General features: G+C 66.6%; 22 protein-coding genes and 1 pseudogene. 8 read left to right on the top strand and 15 right to left on the bottom strand.

The annotated features are described in order from the left end of the window. Positions 1–61: 61 nt before the first annotated feature. The 3 genes from THIX_RS07900 to THIX_RS07890 all read right to left on the bottom strand — a co-directional run bounded on the left by THIX_RS07900 (position 62) and on the right by THIX_RS07890 (position 1,737). Positions 62–694 carry a LysE/ArgO family amino acid transporter gene (locus THIX_RS07900; protein ID WP_112485795.1) on the bottom strand — a complete coding sequence of 211 codons (633 nt, stop codon included), beginning with the start codon at positions 692–694 and terminating at the stop codon, positions 62–64. 92 nt (positions 695–786) lie between these two features. Continuing rightward, positions 787–1,119, bottom strand: coding sequence for a type II toxin-antitoxin system RelE/ParE family toxin (locus tag THIX_RS07895; protein WP_233224452.1), 333 nt, complete (start codon positions 1,117–1,119; stop codon positions 787–789). A gap of 87 nt (positions 1,120–1,206) precedes the next feature. Further along, positions 1,207–1,737 carry a glycine zipper 2TM domain-containing protein gene (locus tag THIX_RS07890; protein ID WP_112485793.1) on the bottom strand — a complete coding sequence of 177 codons (531 nt, stop codon included), beginning with the start codon at positions 1,735–1,737 and terminating at the stop codon, positions 1,207–1,209. Between the two features lie 231 nt (positions 1,738–1,968). On the opposite strand from THIX_RS07890, the gene THIX_RS07885 reads away from it, so the two are divergent. Next, positions 1,969–2,391, top strand: coding sequence for a DoxX family protein (locus THIX_RS07885; protein WP_112488252.1), 423 nt, complete (start codon positions 1,969–1,971; stop codon positions 2,389–2,391). A gap of 331 nt (positions 2,392–2,722) precedes the next feature. On the opposite strand, the gene THIX_RS07880 is transcribed toward THIX_RS07885, so the two are convergent. Further along, entirely contained in the window at positions 2,723–4,588 is a 1,866-nt protein-coding gene (locus tag THIX_RS07880; protein ID WP_233224451.1) for an ABC transporter ATP-binding protein/permease, read from the bottom strand. Positions 4,589–4,818: 230 nt separating this feature from the next. Here THIX_RS07880 and THIX_RS07875 point away from each other — a divergent pair, with 230 nt between their 5' ends. From THIX_RS07875 to waaF, 3 genes are read left to right on the top strand one after another with little or no spacing between them, the layout of a single operon-like run. Then, positions 4,819–5,754, top strand: a complete 936-nt coding sequence (locus tag THIX_RS07875) for a branched-chain amino acid transaminase (RefSeq protein ID WP_112485792.1) — start codon at positions 4,819–4,821, stop codon at positions 5,752–5,754. 36 nt (positions 5,755–5,790) lie between these two features. Beyond that, positions 5,791–5,991, top strand: a complete 201-nt coding sequence (locus tag THIX_RS07870; protein WP_112485791.1) for a zinc-finger domain-containing protein — start codon at positions 5,791–5,793, stop codon at positions 5,989–5,991. Positions 5,992–6,004: 13 nt separating this feature from the next. After that, entirely contained in the window at positions 6,005–7,159 is a 1,155-nt protein-coding gene (gene waaF / locus THIX_RS07865; protein WP_112485790.1) for a lipopolysaccharide heptosyltransferase II, read from the top strand. 242 nt (positions 7,160–7,401) lie between these two features. Here the strand turns inward: waaF and THIX_RS07860 are convergent, their stop codons facing one another. From THIX_RS07860 to THIX_RS07835, 5 genes and pseudogenes are all read right to left on the bottom strand, one after another. Further along, positions 7,402–8,808: a DEAD/DEAH box helicase gene (locus THIX_RS07860; protein ID WP_112488250.1), complete on the bottom strand. Its 1,407-nt coding sequence runs from the start codon at positions 8,806–8,808 to the stop codon at positions 7,402–7,404. Positions 8,809–9,132: 324 nt separating this feature from the next. Then, on the bottom strand, positions 9,133–9,654 hold the full coding sequence (locus THIX_RS07855; RefSeq protein WP_112485789.1) for a GNAT family N-acetyltransferase: 522 nt from the start codon (positions 9,652–9,654) through the stop codon (positions 9,133–9,135). Beyond that, on the bottom strand, positions 9,655–9,954 hold the full coding sequence (locus THIX_RS07850; RefSeq protein WP_112485788.1) for a DUF1778 domain-containing protein: 300 nt from the start codon (positions 9,952–9,954) through the stop codon (positions 9,655–9,657). Between the two features lie 239 nt (positions 9,955–10,193). Next, positions 10,194–10,546 (bottom strand): annotated as a pseudogene (locus THIX_RS24570) (WYL domain-containing protein). 34 nt (positions 10,547–10,580) lie between these two features. Continuing rightward, entirely contained in the window at positions 10,581–10,760 is a 180-nt protein-coding gene (locus THIX_RS07835; RefSeq protein WP_112485786.1) for a hypothetical protein, read from the bottom strand. A gap of 277 nt (positions 10,761–11,037) precedes the next feature. Between THIX_RS07835 and THIX_RS07830 the strand changes: the two genes are divergently transcribed. Further along, complete coding sequence (locus tag THIX_RS07830) at positions 11,038–11,499, top strand: RidA family protein (RefSeq protein ID WP_112485785.1); 462 nt, start codon at positions 11,038–11,040, stop codon at positions 11,497–11,499. A 40-nt stretch (positions 11,500–11,539) separates the two neighbouring features. Here the strand turns inward: THIX_RS07830 and parC are convergent, their stop codons facing one another. Continuing rightward, positions 11,540–13,918 (bottom strand): DNA topoisomerase IV subunit A, encoded by a 2,379-nt coding sequence (parC, locus tag THIX_RS07825; protein ID WP_112485784.1) that lies wholly within the window; start codon positions 13,916–13,918, stop codon positions 11,540–11,542. 114 nt (positions 13,919–14,032) lie between these two features. After that, entirely contained in the window at positions 14,033–16,006 is a 1,974-nt protein-coding gene (locus THIX_RS07820; protein WP_112485783.1) for a DNA topoisomerase IV subunit B, read from the bottom strand. A 374-nt stretch (positions 16,007–16,380) separates the two neighbouring features. Here THIX_RS07820 and THIX_RS07815 point away from each other — a divergent pair, with 374 nt between their 5' ends. From THIX_RS07815 to bamC, 3 genes are read left to right on the top strand one after another with little or no spacing between them, the layout of a single operon-like run. After that, entirely contained in the window at positions 16,381–16,995 is a 615-nt protein-coding gene (locus THIX_RS07815; RefSeq protein WP_112485782.1) for a bifunctional 2-polyprenyl-6-hydroxyphenol methylase/3-demethylubiquinol 3-O-methyltransferase UbiG, read from the top strand. 30 nt (positions 16,996–17,025) lie between these two features. Further along, positions 17,026–17,913 (top strand): 4-hydroxy-tetrahydrodipicolinate synthase, encoded by an 888-nt coding sequence (gene dapA, locus THIX_RS07810; protein ID WP_112485781.1) that lies wholly within the window; start codon positions 17,026–17,028, stop codon positions 17,911–17,913. Positions 17,914–17,923: 10 nt separating this feature from the next. Further along, positions 17,924–19,069 (top strand): outer membrane protein assembly factor BamC, encoded by a 1,146-nt coding sequence (gene bamC / locus THIX_RS07805; RefSeq protein ID WP_112488249.1) that lies wholly within the window; start codon positions 17,924–17,926, stop codon positions 19,067–19,069. An 89-nt stretch (positions 19,070–19,158) separates the two neighbouring features. On the opposite strand, the gene THIX_RS07800 is transcribed toward bamC, so the two are convergent. The 4 genes from THIX_RS07800 to THIX_RS07785 form a co-directional block, all read right to left on the bottom strand. Beyond that, on the bottom strand, positions 19,159–20,376 hold the full coding sequence (locus THIX_RS07800) for a fatty acid desaturase (RefSeq protein ID WP_112485780.1): 1,218 nt from the start codon (positions 20,374–20,376) through the stop codon (positions 19,159–19,161). A gap of 228 nt (positions 20,377–20,604) precedes the next feature. Further along, positions 20,605–21,870, bottom strand: a complete 1,266-nt coding sequence (locus THIX_RS07795; RefSeq protein ID WP_112485779.1) for an RsmB/NOP family class I SAM-dependent RNA methyltransferase — start codon at positions 21,868–21,870, stop codon at positions 20,605–20,607. Next, positions 21,867–22,517, bottom strand: a complete 651-nt coding sequence (purN, locus tag THIX_RS07790) for a phosphoribosylglycinamide formyltransferase (RefSeq protein ID WP_112485778.1) — start codon at positions 22,515–22,517, stop codon at positions 21,867–21,869. Before purN ends, THIX_RS07795 begins: the two co-directional genes overlap by 4 nt. A 151-nt stretch (positions 22,518–22,668) precedes the next feature. Next, on the bottom strand, positions 22,669–23,100 hold the full coding sequence (locus THIX_RS07785; protein WP_199195250.1) for a type IV pilin protein: 432 nt from the start codon (positions 23,098–23,100) through the stop codon (positions 22,669–22,671). Between the last annotated feature and the right edge of the window lie 12 nt (positions 23,101–23,112).

Here is a 23,112-nt window from a genome sequence, read left to right as displayed (position 1 = left end):
ATTGGTGCACACACAGATACGGCGTCGTCCCGCTGTGGATTCAAGCTCGAACCCATCCCGGCTACAGCAGCCCCGCTGCGACATACGCGGCCAATCCCAACAGGCAGAGCGCCACGAAACCATCAAGGATGCGCCAGACGGCGGTCGAGGTCACCCAGGCGCTCGCCCTGCTTGCGCCCCAGACCAGCAGGCTGAACCACAGTGCGGAAGCCAGTACAGCACCGAGCGTGAATGCCGGGCGCTGCGGCGCTGGCAATGCGGCACCCACCGTACCCAGGATGAACAAGGTGTCGAGCCACGCCACCGGATTGAGCAGGGAAGCAGCGAGCAGCTCCGGCCAGCCATTGCCGCGCGGGGCTGTGCGTTCTGCAGGTTCAGTGGCTTGCCACTTCGCCACCTCGGCATCGCCACGCAACGCGGCGCGTGCCGCGCGCTGGCCGTGCCATGACATGACGACCACGCCAATCCATAGCGCCGTGTGTTGCAGTGGGGAAGATTGCTGCAGCATGGCCGACACACCCGCCATGCCGATAGTGATGAGCAGTGCGTCGCTAAAGGCGCCGATGGCGACCAGCCCGGGCGGCCAGCGTCCGGCCAGGGCCATGCGGAGAACAACGATGTCTTTCGGACCGGGATAGATGAAAACGCCCAGGCCAAGGAGCAGGCCTTGCGACAAGGCGGAGGTTGTGGTCATGGTGCATGCCGACAACCTCCGAAGCTGGACCGGCTCAGGTCAGAAACGAGGAGATCATAGCCACGGCGCGTGATGATTCCAATGCGCTCCTGTCATTGCGTCCCCTTGCTGCACTCCCACTGGCTTTCAAAATCGAAAGGGAGTTGCAGGTGGTGCCTGATGGACAACAGATGGATTGTCGAGTCGATGCGGGCGTAGAGCAGCAGGTAGCGAGGAAGGAGGTATTCGCGCAGCTCGCCGTCCTTTGCAATGGCCTCGGGTTTGCGGTGCAAACCGTCGATGCCGTTGCTGGCTTCGACGGAGCGGGTTGGGCGGCCAAAGAACCGCCTGCCCATGCCGGGAAAGCGTTCCAGGTTCGGGATCAGGGTGTCGGTCAGTTCGATCAGCGGGGCATCGAATGCCTGGAGCGCATCGGCCTCCAGCAAGAAGCGCTCGACCTCTTTGACATTGCCCGCGAAGTTCGCCGTGAGCTTGACGCGGGGCCCCTGGCCCGACGCCAAGCCGGTGGCGCCTCAGTTGCACCCCGTGGCCATCGCCCCCAGGCCGGAGCCCACCGCCGCTGCCGCGACGCGGCCGTTGCCGTGGCCGACCATGGAGCCGATCAGGCCGCCAGCCACGGCTCCCAGCGCCTGGTTGACGCTGGGGCCGCCCGGGCAGTTCTGCGTGGCGATGGCGCCGATGCCGGCACCGGCTGCGGCGGCTGCGACCCGTCCGTTGCCATTGCCGATGGCCGAGCCGGCCAAGCCGCCGGCCACGGCCCCCAGCGCGGGGTTGATGGCCGGGGCGGCGTAGCTCGGAGCCGGCGCGTAACCGGGTGCGGGCGCATAGATGGGCGCCTGGTTGTTGTAGCCGTAAGCCGGTGCCGGCTGTGCCGCATAGGCGGGTTGTTGCGCATAACTCGGCTGTTGCCCATAGACCGGCGGGGGGGCGTAGGCGGGCTGCGGGGCGTAGCCATAGCCGGGCTGGGTGGGGTATTGAGCGCAGCCGGCAAGAGCGGCGAAAGCCGGCAGCATGATGGCCAGGGCCAATGAACGGACACGCATCGCAGTTCTCCTTCCTGAGGATGTTGGTTGTCGTATTTAACGAACCAGGACGAATTTTGCGGACAGCTGACGCGAACGGATGTAGCGGGTTGTGACGCCGGGTGCGAATCTGCCTACACTTCGGCAACCGCGGCGCATGTCGCCAAGCTCGCGCGGCGCATGGCGAGCCTTCATCCACGCAGCCGGCGCGGCCACGACCGCAAACCGCCGGCCAACACCCAGGAGATTCGGATGCAAGACGCACTAGGAGCCCTGTTGATTGCCATTGGCCGCGTGTTGATGGCCGCTGTTTTCATCCACGCCGGCCTGTCGAAAATCGACGGCTACGCCCAGACCGCCGGCTTCATGCAGTCGCACGGGGTGCCGGGCGGGCTGCTGCCGCTGGTCATCCTGCTGGAATTGGGCGGCGGCATCGCCTTGGCGCTTGGCCTGTTCACCCGTTTCATGGCTGCGGCGCTGGCGCTGTTTTCCATTGCGGCAATCCTGATCTTCGCGCTGCCGCCGGCCGGGCGCATGGGTGTGATCGTGATGTATGCCGAAATCGCCATGGTCGGCGGGCTGATTCACTATGCGGTGCGCGGCGGTGGCGGGCTCAGCATCGACCAACTGCGGCAGACCAAGAAAAGGCGGCGTTCGAGCGGCTTCGGGTATTGAGCGCAGGCACCGCCCGTGGCTGGGTGCGCGTGATCTGGCGCGCATGGGTCGACCGCAAACCCTACGATCCCGCACTGCACGGCGGGCGGCAAGGCCTGCGCCAAACAGCGGAGGGTTGACACAGGGTGTCTCATGAGCGCCCCAGGGCCGGGCTGCGCCCAACCCGCCCCCCGTGGGGTTCAAGAAAACTTGGGGCGGCCCTGCGTTTTCTTGAGAGCAAACGTCGGGCCGCCCCGGGTTTTCTCATCCCGCTCGGGGGGCTGCTCTCAACCCAACTTGGGCGTGCAGCAGGTGGGCCAGGCCAGTGGCCAGTCGCCAGTCGCCAGTCGCGTCAAGCCCCTGCCAGCGCCCAATCGCCCGACTCGCTCGCGGCCCGGGTTTCGGCCAACTGCGGAGTGTGTGACACCAGGTGGCCCGGCTCGCCTTCGCCACCGGCCTTGACCAACAGAATCTGCCGGTGAAAATGCACCACCCCGGGCCGGTGCGCCACGCTCACCAAGGTGGTATGCGGCAACTCGCGCTGCAGCAGTTCGTACATCGCGGCTTCGGTGGGTGGGTCGAGCGCGCTGGTGGCTTCGTCCAGGAACAGCCAGTCGGGCGCGGCCAGCAAGGCGCGTGCAATCGCCAGGCGCTGTTGCTCGCCGGGCGAGAGGCGCTGCATCCAGGTGTCGGCCTGGTCGATGGACGCGAACAGATACGGCACGCGGGCCTGGGTCAGCACCACTTGCAAACGGGCATCGTCAAACTGCTCTGTCGGCATGGGATAAGTGAGCGCCTGGCGCAGCGTGCCGATGGGCAAATACGGCTTTTGTGGCAGGAACAGGCTGCGCCCCGCAGGCAGGCGGTAATGCGTGCCTTCGGCATACGGCCAGATGCCGGCGAGCCAGCGCACCAGGGTGCTCTTGCCCAGGCCCGAGGGGCCGACGAACAGGGTGTGCTGCATGGGCTGGATGCGCTGGCCGTCGGCCTGGAGCAGCGGCCGGCCGTCGGGCGTGGCGACGCGCAGATCGCCGAGCTCGATGGCGAGCACGGCTCCGCCACTGCTGCCGCCACTGCCGGGGCCTTGCGGCAGCAGCCCGCCGGCCGCAGGCGCTCCGGGCAACTGCCCATCCATCAAGTCTGAAATCGGCACATGGCGCACCGCCTCGACCGACTGCACGAAGGTGTAGAGCCGCTCGACCGTGGCGCGCCAGTCGACGATGCGGCCATACGCGTCGATGAACCATGACAAGGCGCCCTGCACCTGGCCGAAGGCACTGGCGGTTTGCGTCAGCCCGCCAAGCTGGATCTGCCCGGCAAAGTAGCGCGGAGCGGCCACCAGGATGGGGAAGATGATGGCGAGCTGGCCGTAGAACGAGCTGTACCAGGTGAACAACTTCTGCCGCTTCATGATGCCCCACCAGTTGCTCCACACATTGGCGAAGCGGCTGTTGTGGCCTTCCATCTCGCGGTCTTCGCCACGGTAGAGAGCGATGCCCTCGTTGTGTTCGCGCGTGCGCGCCAGGCCGAAGCGGAAGTCAGCCTCGTAGCGCTGCTGGTTGAAGTTCAGTTTGATGAGCGGCTTGCCCACCTTGTGCGCGAAATAGCTGCCGATGCCGGCGTAGGCGATGGCGACCCACACCATGTAGCCGGGAATGCTGTAGCCCAGAAGCGTGAAGGCGCCCGACAGGGTCCACAAGATGGTGAGGAAGGACAGCAGCGTGACCAGGGACGAGATGAAGCCAAAGAACAGGCTGAGCGAATCGTTGACGAAGCTGCGAATGTCATCGGCAATCCGCTGGTCGGGGTTGTCGGAGTTGCCCTGGCGCAGCGACATGCGGTAATGCGCACCGCCCACCAGCCAGTCTTTCAGGAACACCTCGGTGACCCAGCGCCGCCAGCGGATCTGCAGCATTTGCAGGAAGTATTGCGAATACACCGCCAGCACGATGTAGAGCAGCGCATAGCCGCTGAAGACCAGCAGCAGGTGCTTGAAGTCCGGAAAATTCTTGGCCTGAATCGAGTTGTAGAACGCCGCATTCCAGAAGTTGAGCCGCACGTTCACCCAGACGAGGGCCAGGTTCATCGCCAGGATGACGAGCAGCAGTGCCCAGCCCTTTTTCTTGTCGTCGGAGACCCAATAGGGCTTGGCGAGCTGGATGAAATCACGGAACGCGAAACGGTAGGGCTTGGGCTGGGTGTCGGACATGGTGGCCATGGCGGCAAGGAATGGGGAACAGCGGGCGTGCCGACGCGGGCGGGCGGGCAGAAAATCGTCCACAGCATAGCCACAGGTGCTGAAACCTGTCTGAATCCGGGTCTGCGCTGGGGCTGTTCCTGCGTCAGCTCGGACGCCTGCGGGGAGTTGCTCGCCTGGCCAAGCGCCAGGGCGCCGACAGGCTCCTAGAATGATCCGTTCGACCCGACTATCCCTGGAGACTTTGCATCATGGCCCTGCCCACATCCATGTCCGACCGCGACGGCAAAATCTGGATGGACGGCCAGTTCGTCGAATGGCGCGACGCCAAAATTCACGTGCTGACCCACACCCTGCATTACGGCTGCGGCGCTTTCGAAGGCGTGCGCGCCTACAAGACCGACAAGGGCACGGCCATCTTCCGCCTGCGCGACCACACCGATCGCCTGTTCAACAGCGCCAAGATTTTGCGCATGGAGATCCCCTTCACCCTCGAGCAGGCGATGCAGGCGCAACTCGACGTGGTGCGGCTCAACGGCTTCGACTCCTGCTACATCCGCCCCCTCACCTGGATTGGCGACAAGAAGCTGGGGATCTCGCCGCGCGGCAACACCATTCACCTGATGGTCGCCGCGTGGCCCTGGGGCGCGTATCTCGGCGAAGAGGGCCTCAAGCGCGGCATCCGCGTCAAGACCAGCAGCTTCACCCGCCATCATGTGAACATCACCATGTGCAATGCCAAGGCGGTGAGCAACTACACCAACTCCATCATGGCGAACATGGAAGTGACCGCCGATGGCTACGACGAGGCGCTGCTGCTCGACCCGCAGGGGTTCGTGAGCGAAGGCGCGGGCGAGAATATTTTCGTGGTGCGCGAAGGCGTGCTCTACACCCCGGACCTGTCGTCCGGCGCGCTCAACGGCATCACCCGCAAGACGGTGTTCGCCATTTGCGAAGACCTGGGCCTGACGGTGAAGGAAAAGCGCATCACCCGCGACGAGGTGTATATCTGCGACGAAGCCTTCTTCACCGGGACCGCGGCGGAAGTCACGCCGATTCGCGAACTCGACGGCATCACCCTCGGCCACGGCCATCGCGGCCCGATCACCGAGCGCATCCAGAACGCCTTCTTCGACATCGTCGGCGGTCGCAACCCGAAATACGCGGGTTGGCTGTCGATGGTTTGAACATGCGTCCATCCTTCAACGACTGAGGTCTTACCCATGAGCGCCATTCCCAAGCCCGACATGCCCGTGGTCGAACTCAAGGCCAAGGATCTGCCCGCCTACTGCCCCAATCCGAACATGCCCATCTGGAGCAGCCACCCGCGCGTGTTCATCGACATCAGCCACGGCGAAGCCGCCTGCCCCTACTGCGGCACGCGTTACCGCCTGGCCGAAGGCGAAGTGGCGCACGGGCATTGAGGCGGCGTCCCGCATGACCCGCGTCCTGCTGATCGCCCCGCAGTGGATCGGCGACGCGGTGATGGCGCAGCCGCTGGTGGCGCTGCTCGCGGCGCGCGGCGAGCAGGTCACCGCGCTGGGCCTGCCCGGTGTTGCGCCGGTTCTGCGCGCCATGCCGGGTGTGGTGGACGTGATCGAAGCGCCGTTCGCGCATGGCAAGCTCGACTTCCCCGCCCGCCGCCGCCTCGCGGCGCAGTTGCGCGAGCGAGGTTACGAGCGCGCCTACATCCTCGGCAACAACGTCAAGTCGCGGCTGGTGCCATGGCTGGCGCGCATTCCGCAACGCATCGGTTATCGGGGCGAAGCGCGCGGGCTGCTGCTGACCCACGCCGCGCATGCGCCAGACTCCGCCCATGCGTCCAGCGCCACGCACCCGGTCGAACCGCTTGCCATCTCGCCCATTGCCGGCCGCATTCCGCGCGAAGCCGCAGCTAGCAAGCTGGCCAATGCCGGGCAAGCCGGCGCTTCGCGCAGCGACATGCGGCGCCACTACGCGGCACTTGCAGCCTGCGCTCAGCCTGGCGCCGCCACCGCTGGGGCTGCCTCAGCAGCAGCAACGAGCCCAGCGCCGATTCTCGAACCCACGCTGCACATCGCGGCCAGCATGGCTGCCGCCGCCCGCCAGCGATTCGGCCTGCCCGAACGCTGGGTCGCACTCTGCCCCGGTGCCGAATACGGCCCCGCCAAACAATGGCCAGTGGAGCACTATGCGGCGCTGGCCCGGCTGGCGCAGCAGCAGGGCTATACCGTTGCCGTGCTTGGAGCGCCGCGTGATGCGGCCATGGGTGAGGCCATCGCCACGCAGGCAGCGGGAAGCGTCAACCTCTGCGGCAAAACCCGTGTGGAGCAAGTCATCGCCCTGCTCGCCAGCAGCCAAGGCGCGGTCAGCAACGACTCCGGCCTGATGCACGTCGCCGCCGCGCTGGGCCGCGCCACCGTCGGCCTCTACGGCTCCACCGACCCGCGCCACACCCCGCCGGCTGCGCACCGTAGCGCCACCATCTGGCTGCAACTCGACTGCAGCCCCTGCTTCCAGCGCACCTGCCCGCTGGGCCACCTGAACTGCCTGCGCGGCATCACCCCCGAGCAGACATGGGCGCAATTGCGTGGGTTGATGCAGGGGCCGTAGATCTTCGCCGCAGGCCTTCGCTTGCGCATGGCGGCTGGTGGTTCGAAGCAACTTGCCGCGAGCATCGGGCTGGCGTGCAAAGACAAAGGGCGAGGGCCGCAGCTGCGGCCCTCGCCCTTTGTTCTTGTTGATCGGGCTCTCGCGGACCTTGGTTCCGTTCCGCGAGAGCCCGTTCGAGCTTAGGGCGACGCTGAACAAGTCCCTCGTGCGCATCGCATCACGGGAACGGATTCAGCGTCGCCTCAGCGCCCGCCGTCGCGCCTGGGGGCGCCCGACGAACCACGCCGGCCAGCATCGCGGCGCGGTGCGCCAGAACCTGCAGCGGCACCGTCACGGCGGCCGCTGCCATGGGCGTGGCTGGTGGCATCGCTACGGCCATGGCCATGACCCGCGGCGGCGCGCGACGCGCCTTCGCCACGGCGCTGGCCACCACCGCCGCCGGCTGGCTTGCCACCCCCGCCAATGGTGGTGCGACCGACGCGAATGGGTTGCGCACGCTCTTTCGGATCGGGCTCGAAGCCGGTGATGAGCTTGCGGTCGATGGGCTTGCCGATGAGATTCTCGATGTCGCGCAGGAAGCGCAGCTCGTCCACGCACACCAGCGAGATGGCCTGGCCTTCGGCGCCTGCGCGGCCGGTGCGGCCAATGCGGTGGACGTAGTCCTCGGGCACGTTGGGCAGCTCGTAGTTCACCACCATGGGCAACTGGTCGATGTCGATGCCGCGCGCGGCGATGTCGGTGGCCACCAGCACCTGCAGCTTGCCGCTCTTGAACGAGGCCAGCGCGCGGGTGCGTGCGCCCTGGCTCTTGTTGCCGTGAATGGCGTCGGCGCCGATGCCGTCGGTGTTGAGCTGTTCGGCCAGGCGGTTGGCGCCATGCTTGGTCCGCATGAACACCAGCACCTGGTACCAGTTGCTTTCGCGGATGAGGTGGGAGAGCAGTTCGCGCTTGCGCTCACGGCCCACCGGGTGCACGGTCTGCTGCACCGTGGCAGCGGTGGCGTTGCGGCGCGCCACTTCGATCACCGCCGGCTTGTTCAGCAGCCCGTTGGCCAGGCCCTTGATCTCGTCGGAGAACGTGGCCGAGAACAGCAGGTTCTGACGCTGCTTGGGCAGCAGGGCGAGGACGCGCTTGATGTCGTGGATGAAGCCCATGTCGAGCATGCGGTCGGCCTCATCCAACACCAGGGTGTCGATGCCGGAGAGGTTGAGCGAGCGCTGGCCGTGGTGGTCGAGCATGCGGCCGGGCGTGGCGACGACGATGTCCACGCCGCGCTTGAGCGCGTCGAGCTGCGGCTGCATGCCCACGCCGCCGTACATCACCATGCTGCGCAGCTTGAGGTTCTTGCCGTAGTCGCGCACGCTCTCGGCCACTTGCGCGGCGAGTTCTCGCGTGGGCACCAGCACCAGCACGCGGGGAATGACGCGGCCCTGGGCGTCGTGCGCCTGCTCGGTCTGGCTCAGGCGATGCAGGATGGGCAGGGTGAAGGCGGCCGTCTTGCCGGTGCCGGTTTGCGCGGCGGCCAGCAAATCGCCGCCCTTGAGCACCGCGGGAATGGCCTGAGCCTGAATGGGCGTGGGCGTGGTGTAGCCCTGCTCGATCACGGCGCGCAGGATAGGCTCGGCAAGTCCGAGTTGATCAAAGTTCATGGAAGCTTTCGAAGCCGCATGGCGCAAGCCTTGTGCGGCAAGTGTCTTGCAACCGTTCAACCGGGAGGCCGAACACCAGCTTGTTGCAAGACGGAGCCGGAGAGTTCCGGCAGGATGTCAGATTGACAGGGTGCGCAGAACTGGGCAGCACACCGCAGCCGCACACTATAGCAGTGCTGGCCGCTCGCCGCAGGCAACCGACGTTTCGATGCAACGCTGAGGCCACTTGGCCATAGCGGATGCGGCTTGCCGTTCCGACGGGCGGCAGTTCCGCGTCACGCCAGTTCGATCTGCGATCGACTCCCGTCCAGGGACAGGTGCCGGTCAAGCATCAAACAGCCCGGCGACGGTTTTCATGGGCAGGAACAGGCGGCGCGGCGGATGCTGCAGCGGCAGAAAGCTGAAATGCCGGTAAAAGGCGTCCGCCGCTTCGTCCTTGGCGTCAACCAGCACGGCCATCGCCGCGATGTTGGCGGCGGCTTCGAGGCTGCGGCGCAGGGCGTCCAGCAGCAGAAACGCTCCCAGACCCTTGCCCTTCATGCTTTGGTCAACGGCCAGACGACCGAGCAAGATCACCGGCAGCCGCGGATAGCGCGGCAGCTTCTTGGCCAGGGTGTCGGGCAGTTCGCTGGCGTTCACGTGCGACGCTGACAGCGTGTAGTAGCCGAGCACCCGCAGGGCGGGCGGTACGGTCATGGCAAAGGGCGCAGCGACGTTCTTGTCCGCGTCCTGCCGCGCCTGCTGGTGCAGGTAGCGATCGAGTGCGGCGCTGCCGCAGTCGATCGCGGCGCGGTCGTGGTTCTTGCCGAGTGCCTCGATCCGATACCGCGTGGCGGGCGCGGGCAATCACAGCCCCATCTGTTTGCGATACGCCTTGGCGGCTTGGCGCAGGCGCGCATTGGGCGCAGGGGGATTGAGCAAGGCACTGACGAAGGCAATCTGTTCGGCGCGGCTCAGGCGGATGGTCTCGTGTTCCTGGATGACGCGGCTGGCCGCTTCCTGGGCACTGGCGATGACGAATTCACTCAGGGTGCGCCCCGACAGGGCGGCGGCCTGCTGCAGCACGGCCTTCTGTTCGACCGAGATACGGGCTTCCAGGCGTGCGCCCCGTGACTTGCCGGTCGCATCCGGCGTGGTGGTCTGCATGGGGCTACTCCTCGGGTGCGGCACGGGTTGACTCCCGGCGCAGCTTCAATGTACGCCAAATGTACGGGCAATGTAAAAAGTTCCAGGGCACGTCCCCGCGCGTGACCGCCAGGAACCGGGTGCTGCGCGCAGACCAAAGACCGCGCCCAGACCGCCCGGACCTTCCGCACCGCCCGCAGCGAAAGCCTCCTCGGCGGAACAGGCCGCAGCGGCCCTGCGGCAGGTGTCGCGCGCCCGGATCAGACGCCGTACAGCTCCGCAGCTTCGGCGATGCGCAAGGCCAGGTCCCGCTGCAAGCTCTTGGGGGCGATGACCACGGCCTGATCGGCATGACTGAGCAGCCACCAGCGCAGCTGCCAGGTGTCCTGCACGGTGGCCGCAAGGTGCAGAACCCAAGGCGCGTGCTGCCGATGGCTTGATCCGCAGCCAGCGGCGTTTCGCGCAGCACCTGCGCCAGCGACTCCGCGATGCGGGCCTTGAGGCGGATGGATCTTCCCGCGCCAAACTGCATGGCACCCGAGGCGATGTAGGCATCCAGATCGAAGGCTTCCGGCGGCTGGGCGTGTTGATCCAGCACCGCCGCGCTGTGCATGCGATGCACGGCGTAGGTGCGAACGTCGGGATAGTCAAATACCGTCGCCACCAGATAGCTCATCATCCTCGCCGAGATCTGCGTCGTAGCCACGACGCATCAACTCCCGTAGCACATTGTGTATGGCATGGCGCAGCATCCAGAGCTTGACGATGGGCGGCACCAAGCGTGCCGTTTCGAAAAACTCGTGGTTTTCGTCGAGGACGTCGGACATGAACCGTCTCCATTTGCGATTGGAGCGATTGTTCGGCAGAGGTGCGACAGAATGGGGCGCATCAGAGCAAAGCAAGAACTGCGTCTGCACTGGCGCACCGCATGCTTGGCATCACACCAGCACAACTTGGCGCGGCCCATGCACAGCCTTGTCGCCTGCTCCCTGCTTATGCTTACGGCTTGGCGCCATCGCCCGTGTTTCTGGCCTTGAGCAGTGCCTGAATCAGCTTTCACCAGCTTGCAAATTCCACTCCTTTCACATCCGGAACCCCGCCATCATGTCCGACTCCATCTCCGCCACGCTGCAACAACTCGGCATCACCCTGCCGCAAGCCGTAACCCCGGCGGCCGCCTATGTGCCTTTCGTGCAGACCGGGAATCTGCTGTTTCTCTCGGGCCACATCAGCAAGCAAAACGGTGCGGTCTGGGCCGGTCAGCTCGGGCGGGAACTCACCACGGCGCAGGGGCGCGAAGCGGCGCATCTCGTGGCCATCGACCTGATGGGCACGCTGCAGGCCGCCACCGGCGATCTGGGGCGCATACGCCGCATCGTCAAGCTCATGGGCCTGGTGAACTCGGTGCCCGGCTTCACCGAGCAGCATCTGGTCATCAACGGCGCGTCGGAACTGCTCGGCCGGGTGTTCGGTGCCAAGGGCCAGCATGCGCGCAGCGCCTTCGGCGTGGCGCAGATTCCGCTGGGCGCTGCGGTGGAAATCGAGTTGATTGCCGAAGTGGATTGATGCCCGCCGGCCTCACGCTCCGTTTCGCGCTGCGCGGTGTTCACACCACCCGCAGGCCGGCGGGTTTGAAGCCCGGCCCCGCAACGGACTTGCCCTTGCGGGCGCGCTTGCCGGCGTAACCCTGCTGCGCGCGCGCCTGCAGGGTCTGGGTTTTGGGCGTGCCGCCACGGCCGGTTCCCAGGATGTCCAACGCGGCGCCGGGCAGCAGGGCGACGGCGGCCAGCACGGTTTCCTTCGACTCCAGCGCCATCAACGTGACGCCGCGACCGCCGCGCGGCAGTTGGCGCAATTCGTCCACGCCGAAGATCAACAAACGCCCGCTGCTTGCGAGCACGGCGATGCGCTCGGCCGCCACCACGACGCCCGCTTCGCCACGGGCCATGCGCAGGGCTTGCGGCGGCAACAGGGTTTCGCCGGCTTCGATGGCGAGGAAGGTTTTGCCGGCCTTCTGCCGGCTGTTCAGGCTTTCGGCCGGGGCGATCAAGCCGTAGCCGGCGCTGCTGGCGAGCAGCAGCGGCGTGTCGGCGGCGCCGGCCCAGTAGTGCGCGGGCGTGGTGCCCGAAGCCAGGTCGATGCAGCTGGTGACGGGTTGGCCATCGCCACGGCCGCCAGGCAATTGCGCGATGCCGATGCTGTAGGCGCGGCCATCGCTGCCCAGCACCCAGAGGGTGCCGGTGCTGCGACACTCGAAAGTGGCGAGCAAGGCGTCGCCCGGCTTGAAGCCGAGGTTGGCAAGCTCCAGGCCGTGGCCCTTTTGCGTGCGCAGCCAGCCCATTTGCGAGACGATGGCGGTGACGGGTTCATCCGGCACGCGCACGTCCAGCGTGGCCCGGCTCTCGGCCTGAATCAAGGTGCGGCGGGCATCGCCGAACTGCCTGGCATCGGCCTCGATCTCCTTGATGACCTTGCGTGTCAGCGCCCGGTCGTCGGCCAGCAGGGTTTGCAACTCGCCCTGTTCCGCCGTGAGTTTGTCGATCTCCTGCTCGATCTTGATGGCCTCGAGCCGCGCGAGTTGGCGCAGGCGGATGTCGAGAATGTCGTCGGCCTGGCGCTCGCTCAAGTCGAAGCGCTGCATCAGTGCGGCCTTGGGCTCGTCGCTTTCGCGGATGATGCGAATGACCTCGTCGATGTTCAGCAGGACGATGCGCCGGCCTTCGAGAATATGCAGGCGCTCCTGCACCTGCTCCAGCCGGTGGCGACTGCGGCGGCGCACTGTGGCCTGGCGGAAAGCGGTCCATTCGCGCAGGATGTCGAGCAGGCTTTTTTGCCGCGGCTTGCCGTCCGCCCCCACCACCACCAGATTGAGCGGCACGCTCTGCTCCAGGCTGGTGGTGGAGAGCAGCACGCTGACCAGTTCGTCCACCGGCACGCGCGAACTCTTCGGCTCGAACACCAGGCGCACGGCGGCGTCGCGCCCGGACTCGTCGCGCACGCCGTCGAGCACGGCCAGCACGGTCTGCTTGAGCTGTTGCTGCTCCGTGCTGATGGCCTTCTTGCCGGCCTTGGGCTTGGGGTCGGTGAGTTCCTCGATCTCCTGCAGCACGCGCTGCGCGCTGGCGCCGGGCGGCAGCTCGGTGACGATGAGTTGCCATTGCCCGCGCGCCAGTTCCTCAACGGTCCAGCGCGCGCGCACCTTGAGGCTGCCACGCCCGCTGGCGTAGGCCTCGCGGATGTCTTGCGGGCTGCTGATGATCTGCCCGGCGGTGGCGAAGTCCGGCCCCGGCACGATGCTCTGCAGTTCGTCCAGCGTGAGGCCGGGCTTGCGCAGCACGGCGACGCAGGCCGCCGCCACTTCGCGCAGGTTGTGCGCCGGAATTTCGGTGGCCAGGCCCACGGCAATGCCGCTGGCGCCGTTGAGCAGAACGAAAGGCAGGCGCGCCGGCAGCAGGCGCGGCTCGATGGTGGAGCCGTCGTAGTTGGGCACGAAGTCCACCGTGCCCATGTCCACTTCGTCGAGCAGCAGCCGGGCGATGGGCGTGAGCCGCGCCTCGGTGTAGCGCATGGCGGCGGCGCCGTCGCCGTCGCGGCTGCCGAAGTTGCCCTGGCCGTCGATCAGCGGGTAGCGCTGGGCGAAGTCCTGCGTCAGACGCACCAGGGCGTCGTAGGCGGCCTGGTCGCTGTGTGGGTGGAACTTGCCGAGCACGTCGCCCACCACGCGGGCGGACTTCACCGGTTTGGCGCCCGAGGCCAGGCCCATGCGGTCCATCGCGTACAGCAAGCGGCGCTGCACGGGCTTCAAGCCGTCGCAAACGTCCGGCAGGGCGCGGCCCTTGACCACGGAGATGGCGTAGTCGAGATAGGCCTGACGCGCGTAGTCGGCCAGCGAGGGGTTGTCGTCGTCAGCCACGTCCAGGGGTGTGGGCGGCTCGGCAGGCGGGGTCGAGAACAGATCAGGCGTGGGGTCGGCGGGTGTGGTCATGAGGCGGGGATGAAAACAGCAAGCGTGGGACCGCGAAGGACGCGAAGAAAAACACATAAAGCAAGACGAAGATCGAGCGGTGGGCGCTGCGCATTCGGGCGCGCAGCGCCTGCCCTAAACATCCACCTCGATCTGGTCGCCATAGGCCTCCATCAGGTTGCGCCGGGCCTGGGCTTCGCCCTTGCCCATGAGCTGCACGAACAGCTCGGTGGTAGCGGTCTCGCCGACCTGGCCGAGGTGCACGGGCATGAGGCGGCGGGTGTCGGGGTTGAGGGTTGTTTCCCAAAGTTGTTCGGCGCTCATCTCGCCCAGGCCCTTGAAGCGCGACACGCTCCAGGCGCCTTCGCGCACGCCGTCCTTGCGCAGGCGGTCGAGGATGGCGGTGAGCTCGCCTTCGTCCAGCGCATACAGCTTGGTTGCCGGTTTTTTGCCACGCGCCGGTGCGTCCACGCGGAACAGCGGCGGCCGCGCCACATGCACGTGGCGACGGGCGACGAGTTGCGGAAAGTGGCGGAAGAACAGTGTGAGCAGCAGCACCTGGATGTGCGAGCCGTCCACGTCGGCGTCGCTCAGGATGCAGACCTTGCCGTAGCGCAGCTGGGCGAAATCGACGACGTCGTTCGGCCCATGCGGATCGAGCCCGATGGCCACGGCGATGTCGTGAATTTCCTGATTGGCGAACAGCCGGTCGCGCTCCACCTCCCAGGCGTTGAGCACCTTGCCGCGCAGCGGCAGCACCGCCTGGAATTGCTTGTCGCGCCCCATCTTGGCCGAGCCTCCGGCCGAGTCGCCCTCCACCAGGAACACCTCGTTGCGCGCCACGTCGCGGCTTTCGCAATCGGTCAGTTTGCCCGGCAGCACGGCCATGCCCGAGCCCTTGCGCTTCTCCACTTTCTGCGCCGCGCGCTGGCGGCTCTGCGCCTGGGCAATCACCAGCTCCGCAAGCGCCTTGCCCTGCTCGACATGCTGGCTCATCCACAGCTCCAGCGCCGGGCGCACGAAGCCGGACACCAGGCGCACCGCATCGCGGCTGTTCAGGCGCTCTTTCATCTGGCCCTGGAACTGCGGGTCCAGCACCTTGGCCGAGAGCACGAAGGAAGCGCGCGAGAACACGTCTTCCGGCAGCAGCTTCACGCCCTTGGGGCAGAGCGCATGCAGTTCGATGAAACCCTTCACCGCCTGGAACAGCCCTTCGCGCAAGCCCGACTCATGCGTGCCGCCGGCAGGCGTGGGAATGAGGTTGACGTAGGACTCGCGCAGCACATTGCCTTCGCTGCTGAACGCCACGCACCAGGCCGCGCCCTCGCCTGCCGCGAAGCCTTCGGTCTGGCTGCCGGCGTGGCCTTCGCCTTCGAACTCGACCAGCACCGGCGTGTCGCCCAGGGCCTCGTGCAGATAGCCGCGCAGGCCTTCATCAAAACGCCAGGTCTGCGTCTCGCCGGTCTTCTCCTGCAGCAGACTCACCTCCAGGCCCGGCAGCAGTACGGCCTTGCTGCGCAGCAGGTGCAGCAGTTCGGCCTGGGGCAACTGCACGCCGTCGAAATACTTGGCGTCCGGCCACGTCCGCACGCGGGTACCGGTCTTCCATTCACCGCGCGTCAGCGGCCGCGTCTGCAGGGGCTCGACCGGGGCGCCGTGGGCAAAGGCGAGCGTGGCCGCCTGGCCGTCGCGGTGCACTTCGACTTCAAGGCGGGTGGCCAGCGCATTGGTCACGCTCACGCCCACGCCGTGGAGGCCGCCGGAGAAGCGGTAGGCGGCACCGGCGTCGAGTTTGTCGAACTTGCCACCGGCATGCAGCCGGGTGAAGACCAGTTCCACCACCGGCACGCCCTCCTCGGGATGCAGGCCGATGGGAATGCCGCGGCCGTCGTCCTGCACGCTGGTGCTGCCGTCCGCATGCTGCGTCAGTGTGATGTGTCGGGCATGGCCCGCCAGGGCTTCATCGGCGCTGTTGTCGATGACCTCCTGGATGACGTGCAGCGGGTTGACCGTGGAGGTGTACATGCCCGGCCGCTGCTGCACCGGCTCCAGGCCCTTGAGCACGCGGATGGAGGCTTCGCTGTAGACCGGAGGGGTTCGGGTTGCCATGGGGATTGTGGATAAGACGAGGACATTGTGGACAAGCGTCAGGGGTGTCCGGCTGGCCCTGCCGGTTGCGTTGGCGCAAAAACTTATCCCCACCTGATGGGGATAGAGCACCAGGCCGGAAGCCGAAAACCTTGATTCCATGCGGCTCGGCTCGGGCCTGCCCAAAAATTCAGCAGCGAGGGGCCGGCTGAAAAGACGTTAACAAGACTTGACAAGACCAAGCCGAGCCTGTCTTGATGACTTCAAGCGCCGGAATTCTAAGAGCCACGCCTGGCGGCTTGCCCGACTTGGGTTGGTGGAGGTTGGTGGGCGGCAAACCCGGGCCGGGCCGATTCTGCTTGAATGTCGCGACTCACTTCCCGCGCCGCACACCCATGACTCCGCCTTCCCACCATCCTGGCCTCGACGCAGCCGATGCACGACACGCGCAACTCGCGCCTTCGCCCTGGGTGCTGCGCTTTGCCCCGCTCATCGCACCCGCCGCCTCGGTGCTCGACGTGGCCTGCGGCAGTGGCCGCCATGTGCGCCTGCTGGCCGAGCGCGGCCATGCGGTGCACGCGGTGGATCGCGATGCCCAGGCCGTGGCGCCGCTGCGTGCCATCGCCCAGGTCCGTGTGGCGGACCTGGAAGCGGGTGACTGGCCCTATGCGACGCAGACCTTCGGCGGCGTGATCGTCGCCAACTACCTGTGGCGTGCGCTGCTGCCGCAGATCGTGGCGGCCGTGGCTCCGGGGGGTGTGCTCATCTATGAGACCTTCGCACTCGGCAATGCCAGCGTGGGCAAACCCAGCAACCCGGACTTCCTGCTGCGCCCCGGCGAGTTGCTGGACCTGGTGCGCCCTGCGCTGCGTGTGGTGGCCTATGAGGACGGCTATGTCGATGCGCCCAAACCCGCCTTCATCCAGCGGGTGTGCGCGGTGCGCGAGCCCGCGCCCCCGCACCACGCCGCGGCAGGCACTGCGGCGCTTCCCGCCAAGTACAATCTGTAGGCTTCATCTCCAGCGTGGCATGAACCCCGCATGAACCCAATCACCGGCAGTATCGTGGCCCTGGTCACACCCATGGGTGATGACGGCAGCGTCGATTTCGACGCCCTGCGCAAGCTCATCGACTGGCACATCGCCGAAGGCACCGATTGCATCGGCGTGGTCGGCACCACCGGCGAATCGCCCACGGTCAGCGTGAAAGAGCAGCGCGACATCATCCGCGTGGCGGTCGAACACGCCGCGGGGCGCGTGCCCATCATGGCCGGGGCCGGGGCCAATTCCACGGCCGAGGCCATCGAGCTGACGCGCTTCTGCAAGGACGTCGGCGCCGACTGCACGCTGCAGGTCGTGCCCTACTACAACAAGCCGACGCAGGAAGGCATCTACCGCCACTTCCGCGCCATCGCCGAAGCCGTGGACATCCCCATGGTGCTGTACAACGTGCCCGGCCGCACCGTCGCCGACATGCTGGCCGAGACCGTGCTGCGCCTGGCCGAGGTGCCGAACATCGTCGGCATCAAGGAAGCCACCGGCAATATCGACCGTGCGCTGCAAATCCTGCGCAGGCGCCCCCAAGGCTTTGCCGTGTACTCGGGCGACGACCCCACCGCCGTGGCGCTCATGCTGCTGGGCGGCCAGGGCAACGTCAGCGTCACCGCCAACGTCGCCCCGCGGTCGATGCACGCGTTGTGCATGGCCGCCATCGCCGGCCATGCCAGCGAGGCGGCGCAACTGCACTTCAAGCTCATGGAACTGAACCGTTTGCTGTTCATCGAACCCAACCCCATTCCCGTCAAGTGGGCACTCGCCGCCATGGGAAAAATGGGTGGCAGCTTGCGCCTGCCGCTCACGCCGCTGTCCAGCCATCAAGATGCCCTTCGTGCTGCCTTGGCCGACCTGGGCATCCCCGTCCACCACTGAAACGTCCACCATGCGTCGCACCCCTGTCCTGCATTTGTCCGCTCTCGCCCTGGCCCTGGCCTCGCTAGGTGGCTGTTCCTCGCTCAACACCGTCGTCACGGGCAAGAGTGTCGATTACGAAAGCGCCAAAGCCGGCCCCGACCTCGTGGTGCCGCCCGACCTCACGCAACTGGCGCGCGAGCAACGCTACACCATGCCCGAGGGCGGCACCAAGACCGGACCGGTGAGCGCCCTGGCCTACCAGAACGTCACCACGCAGCAAGCGCAAGTCGTCCAGAGCAATGCCGTGCTGCCGCAGTACCCCGGCATGCGCATCGAGCAGGCCGGCGGCCAGCGCTGGCTGGTGGTGGATACACCGCCCGACAAACTGTGGGATACGGTGAAGGAGTTCTGGCAGCAAAACGGCTTCTACCTCACCAAGGCCGATGCGACCACCGGCGAGATGGAAACCGACTGGGCCGAGAACCGCGCCAAGCTGCCGCAAGATTTCATTCGCAAATACCTCGGCAAGGTGTTCGACAGCATGTACGACACCGGCGAGCGCGACCGCTTCCGCACGGTGTTCGAACGCACGCCGGATGGCAAGGGCACCGAGATTTTCATCACCCACCAGACCATGGTGGAGGTCTACACCAACCAGGACAAGACCCAGACCACCTGGCAGCCCGGCACGCCCGACCCGACACTGGACACCGTGTTCCTGCGCAAACTCATGGTGCGCCTGGGCATGAATGAAGCCCAGGCCAAGGCCGCCGTGGCTGACGTGACGACTCCCGCAACAGCCCTGCATGCCAGCCTGATCGACAACGGGCGCGTCCTGCAGGTGCAGGACGGCTTCGACGAAGCCTGGCGCAAGGTGGGGCTGGCCATCAACACGGCCGGCTTCACGGTGACCGACCGCAATCGCACGGCTGGCGCGTATGACATTCGTTACGTCAATCCGGCGCAGGCCTTGAAGGCCGAGGAGAACAAAGGCGGTTTCCTCAGCAAGCTGTTCGGTGGCGACAAGACCGTGGTCAAGCCCGAGGACTTCCGCATCCTGGTGCAGCCCGCGGGCTCGGTATCACAAGTCACCGTGCAGGCGGTGAAGGCCGGCGCCGGCAGCCAGCAGTCCGCGCAGAACATCCTCAAGGTGTTGCAGCAACAATTGCAGTAACAGGCGCCGTGAACGGCGCGCCGGTCGTGGCGCCTGGCTCCCGGCAAAACGCGCTGTGTCGCCAGCCCTGCATCACATCAGGGACAAGATCAAACCTGATAGCTGCGCAGACGTAGCGACATGTTCTGCAGCGCCGCAATGCCGCTTTGCTCGGCGCGCTGGCACCAGTCCTGCAGGTGCAGGCGCACTTGCTCGGCAGAGGCCGAGGACTGCTCCCAAACGGCCTTGAGGTCTTCGCGCATGCGCAAGAGCTTGTCGATCACCGGGCTGTTCTGTGCAGCGGCGTCGACCACCGCAAGCGACTTCGCATCCAGGGTCTCGCGTTCGCGCGTGACGAGTTTGCGCGCGGCGCGCAGCGCCGCCCATTGCCCGCGCGAACCTGCGCCCTGCGAGCGGATACCGGCCTGGGCACGCAGCAGTTCGGCGTGCATCGCGCGCTTGATCTCGCGGGCGTAGCGTGCCATCAGGTCGTAACGGTTGGTGATGACGGTCTGCACCAGCGCCAGATCCACATGCGGCTGCAGCGCGCCGATTTTCGCCTGGGGCGGCAGCTTGCGTGCCTTGGCCAGGCCGAACCAGGAGAGCAGGCGGATATAGGCCCAGCCGATGTCGAACTCCCACCATTTGAGCGAGAGTTTGGCCGAGGTCGGATAGGTGTGGTGGTTGTTGTGCAGTTCCTCGCCACCGATGAGGATGCCCCAGGGGAAGACGTTGTGGCTGTTGTCGCGGCTGGCGTAATTGCGGTAACCCCACCAGTGGCCGAGGCCGTTGATGACGCCCGCGGCCCAGATCGGAATCCACAGCATCTGCACCGCCCAGATGGTGCCGCCGATGGCGCCGAACATGAGGACGTTGGCAATGAGGGTGATGCCCACGCCTTGCCAGACAAAGCGCGAATAGACGTTGCGCTCCAGCCAGTCGTCGGGCGTGCCACGGCCGAATTTGGCCAGGGTTTCCTGGTTTTTCGACTCGGCCCGGTACAACTCCGAGCCGCGCAACAGCACGGTGGAAATGCCGCGTGCGACGGGGCTGTGCGGGTCGTCCACGGTTTCGCATTTGGCGTGGTGCTTGCGGTGGATGGCGACCCATTCCTTGGTCACCATGCCGGTGGTGAGCCAGAGCCAGAGGCGGAAGAAATGCATCACCGCCGGGTGCAGTTCCAGGGCGCGGTGGGCCTGCGAGCGGTGCAGGAACACGGTGACGGCGATGATGGTGATGTGGGTCACCACCAGGGTGTAGAGCACGATCTGCCAGGCGCTTGCATGCAACACGCCATGCCCCGCCCAGTTCAGGAAACCATTCAACATTGTTCTTGCGATCCGTAAGACTTCAAACGTGAGGGTCGGCTCACAAAGCTGCGACACGGACTCGCGAGATGAAGCTGCGCGCGCCGTTATCCGATCTTTCTATTTTAGAGCCCAGACTGACCCGTCACGGAACAAGGCCATGCGCCTGAACCGAGCGGCGCTCCGGTGCGAAACCGCGCCGCAATGCCAGCATGGCGGCCGATGGTTGGCAGCGCACGCGGCCGGGGTTCAAGCGCGTTGCATCACCGCGGCAAAAAAGCCGTCGGTACCGTGCCGGTGGGGGAGCAATTCCAGCATCAGGTTGTCCGTTGCCGGCTCGAAGCTCACTTGCTGGTGGGCCAGCGTTTCGGCTGCATTGTGGAGCGTGAAGTCGGCCCGCTCACGCAGGAATTGCGCCACGATCTTCCAATTCTCGGCCGGCAACAGGCTGCAGGTGGCATAGACCAGGCGCCCGCCGGGTTTGAGCAGCGTGGCCGCCGATTTCAGGATGGACGCCTGCTGCGCCGCCAGCTTGGACACGTCGGCTTCGTTCAGGCGCCATTTCAAGTCGGGGTTGCGGCGCAGGGTTCCCGTGCCGGTGCAGGGAGCGTCCACCAGCACGCGGTCGAGTTTCCCGGCCAGGCGCTGGATGCGGTCGTCGCGCTCATGGGCAATGACCACCGGATACACGTTCGACAGGCCGCTGCGCGCCAGGCGCGGGCGCAGTTTGTCGAGGCGGTGCTCGGCCACGTCGAAGGCATAGAGCCGGCCGGTGTTGCGCATCATCGCGCCCAACGCCAGGGTCTTGCCGCCGGCGCCGGCGCAGAAGTCAGCCACCATCTCGCCGCGCCGGGGTGCGAGCAGCAGCGCCAGCAACTGGCTGCCTTCGTCCTGCACTTCGATCGCGCCTTCGGTGAACAGGGTCGAGCGGTTGAGCGCCGGCTTGCCCTGCACACGCAAGCCCCAGGGCGAATAACGCATGGTTTCGGAGGCGATGCCCAGGCTGCGCAGTTCGGCCAACGCTGCCTCGCGCGTGGTCTTGAGCAGGTTGACGCGCAAATCCAGCGGAGCCGGCTGCAGCAGGCTTTGGGCCAAGGCCTCGAATTCACCGCCGTCCAGGTCGCCACGGGCCTGCAGCGCCTGCGCCATCCAGTCTGGCTGGCTGTAGCGCAATTCAGGCGGCAAGGTGGACAAATCGAACCTGAGAATCCCCTCGCGCCAAGCCAGCAGCTCGGCTGGAAAGGCCTCGTCGAGCTGACCATGCGCGTCGCCCTGCCAGCCGAGCACGAGCAGGTGCAAGTCCTGCGCGCCGCTTGCGCCTTGCGCCAGGTGGCGGTAGAGGCGCAGATTGCGCACGATCTGGTAGATGCTCTCGGCCAGGACATGGCGATCGCGCTGGCCGAGCTGGGGATGGGCGCGGAAATAGCGCGAGATGACGACATCGGCCGGCAGGTCGAAGCGCAACACGATGCGCAACAACTCGCGCGCAGTACTGACCAGAACGCGGCGCTTCATACCGCCTCCTGCCGGGGCTGGGCGCACGGCGCGGGCAGCACCCGCACATGCAGGCCCTGGACCTGCAAGCGTCCTTCCACCAGGGCACGCACCGCTGCGGGATAGATGCGGTGCTCCTGGTCCAGCACGCGCGCGGCCAGGGATTCTTCGGTGTCGCCGTCCAGCACGGGCACGACGGCCTGGGCGACGATAGGGCCATGGTCCACATCGGGCGTGACCAGGTGCACCGTGGCGCCGTGCCACTTCACCCCGGCATCGAGCGCGCGCCGGTGCGTGCCCAGGCCCGCGAACGCGGGCAAGAGCGAGGGATGGATGTTGATCAGGCGGCCGGCATATCGGCGCACAAAGCCGGGCGTGAGCACGCGCATGAAACCGGCCAGCGCCACCGCCTTCGGTGCGTAAGCATCGATGCATGCGGCCAGCGCGGCGTCGAAGGCCTCGCGGTTCGACGCCTGGCAATGATCGACCACGTGTGTGGCAATGCCCAGCTCGCGCGCGAAGCCCAGTCCAGCGGCATCCGGTCGGTTGCTGATGACGGCAGCCACCCGCGCCGGCCAGGCTTCGGCCGTGCACGCGCGCACGATGGCCTGCATATTGGTGCCGCGGCCGGAGATGAGGATGACGATGGGGGCTTGAACTGCTTGCATGGGCGGCAGTGTAGCCGTGGGCTTGCGCGCCAACGGCACCAAGCGCCCTGCGGCGCGGCTGGAGCACTGCACGCAGGCGAACGCACGCAGCCGTGCGTTGTCTCCTCGTCGCCCTGGGTGCGGCCGCGGCAAAGCGGCTGCACCGGCTTGCTCACCAACAAGTGCTGACGGGCAGGGCACCACTCACCGTTTTCACGCCCAGCGCGTTGACCGAAAAATTGCCGCAACCGTCGTTCTGCTGGTCGCCTTGCGCCGTGGCCGTCGCCGTGAACGACGGCGGGCTGGTGGTGTTATCCACCGTGACGCTGAGTTGGAAGTCGTTGGTCGCGGCGTCGGGCACGGCGGCCGGCAGCGCGCTGTAGCCCAGGTCCGCGGCCGTGGCCGAGTAGGCGTTGTTGGTGGTGTAGAACCTTTCTTCGCGGCTGGCCAGGTCCAGCACCGCCGTCTTGGCCGCGGTGCGGCGCGACTTGCGCACCGAGTCCTGGTAGGCCGGCAGCGCAATGGCGCTCAGGATGGCGATCACCACCACCACGATCATGAGTTCGATGAGGGTGAATCCCCGCAGGGTTTGACCGCTGTTCATCATGCCTCCGGC

This window comes from Thiomonas sp. X19, from assembly GCF_900089495.1.
GTDB lineage: Bacteria > Pseudomonadota > Gammaproteobacteria > Burkholderiales > Burkholderiaceae_C > Thiomonas_A.
Note: the sequence above shows the minus strand (reverse complement) of the source record. Positions and strands in the feature narration are given on the sequence as shown.

Excerpts from the sequence above, each read along its gene's own strand:
- THIX_RS07900 (WP_112485795.1), bottom strand. The coding sequence starts at position 694 with ATGACCACAACCTCCGCCTTGTCGCAAGGCCTGCTCCTTGGCCTGGGC.
- THIX_RS07890 (WP_112485793.1), bottom strand. The coding sequence starts at position 1,737 with ATGCGTGTCCGTTCATTGGCCCTGGCCATCATGCTGCCGGCTTTCGCC.
- THIX_RS07885 (WP_112488252.1), top strand. The coding sequence starts at position 1,969 with ATGCAAGACGCACTAGGAGCCCTGTTGATTGCCATTGGCCGCGTGTTG.
- THIX_RS07880 (WP_233224451.1), bottom strand. The coding sequence starts at position 4,588 with ATGGCCACCATGTCCGACACCCAGCCCAAGCCCTACCGTTTCGCGTTC.
- THIX_RS07875 (WP_112485792.1), top strand. The coding sequence starts at position 4,819 with ATGGCCCTGCCCACATCCATGTCCGACCGCGACGGCAAAATCTGGATG.
- THIX_RS07870 (WP_112485791.1), top strand. The coding sequence starts at position 5,791 with ATGAGCGCCATTCCCAAGCCCGACATGCCCGTGGTCGAACTCAAGGCC.
- waaF (WP_112485790.1), top strand. The coding sequence starts at position 6,005 with ATGACCCGCGTCCTGCTGATCGCCCCGCAGTGGATCGGCGACGCGGTG.
- THIX_RS07860 (WP_112488250.1), bottom strand. The coding sequence starts at position 8,808 with ATGAACTTTGATCAACTCGGACTTGCCGAGCCTATCCTGCGCGCCGTG.
- THIX_RS07850 (WP_112485788.1), bottom strand. The coding sequence starts at position 9,954 with ATGCAGACCACCACGCCGGATGCGACCGGCAAGTCACGGGGCGCACGC.
- THIX_RS07835 (WP_112485786.1), bottom strand. The coding sequence starts at position 10,760 with ATGTCCGACGTCCTCGACGAAAACCACGAGTTTTTCGAAACGGCACGC.
- THIX_RS07830 (WP_112485785.1), top strand. The coding sequence starts at position 11,038 with ATGTCCGACTCCATCTCCGCCACGCTGCAACAACTCGGCATCACCCTG.
- parC (WP_112485784.1), bottom strand. The coding sequence starts at position 13,918 with ATGACCACACCCGCCGACCCCACGCCTGATCTGTTCTCGACCCCGCCT.
- THIX_RS07820 (WP_112485783.1), bottom strand. The coding sequence starts at position 16,006 with ATGGCAACCCGAACCCCTCCGGTCTACAGCGAAGCCTCCATCCGCGTG.
- THIX_RS07815 (WP_112485782.1), top strand. The coding sequence starts at position 16,381 with ATGACTCCGCCTTCCCACCATCCTGGCCTCGACGCAGCCGATGCACGA.
- dapA (WP_112485781.1), top strand. The coding sequence starts at position 17,026 with ATGAACCCAATCACCGGCAGTATCGTGGCCCTGGTCACACCCATGGGT.
- bamC (WP_112488249.1), top strand. The coding sequence starts at position 17,924 with ATGCGTCGCACCCCTGTCCTGCATTTGTCCGCTCTCGCCCTGGCCCTG.
- THIX_RS07800 (WP_112485780.1), bottom strand. The coding sequence starts at position 20,376 with ATGTTGAATGGTTTCCTGAACTGGGCGGGGCATGGCGTGTTGCATGCA.
- THIX_RS07795 (WP_112485779.1), bottom strand. The coding sequence starts at position 21,870 with ATGAAGCGCCGCGTTCTGGTCAGTACTGCGCGCGAGTTGTTGCGCATC.
- purN (WP_112485778.1), bottom strand. The coding sequence starts at position 22,517 with ATGCAAGCAGTTCAAGCCCCCATCGTCATCCTCATCTCCGGCCGCGGC.
- THIX_RS07785 (WP_199195250.1), bottom strand. The coding sequence starts at position 23,100 with ATGAACAGCGGTCAAACCCTGCGGGGATTCACCCTCATCGAACTCATG.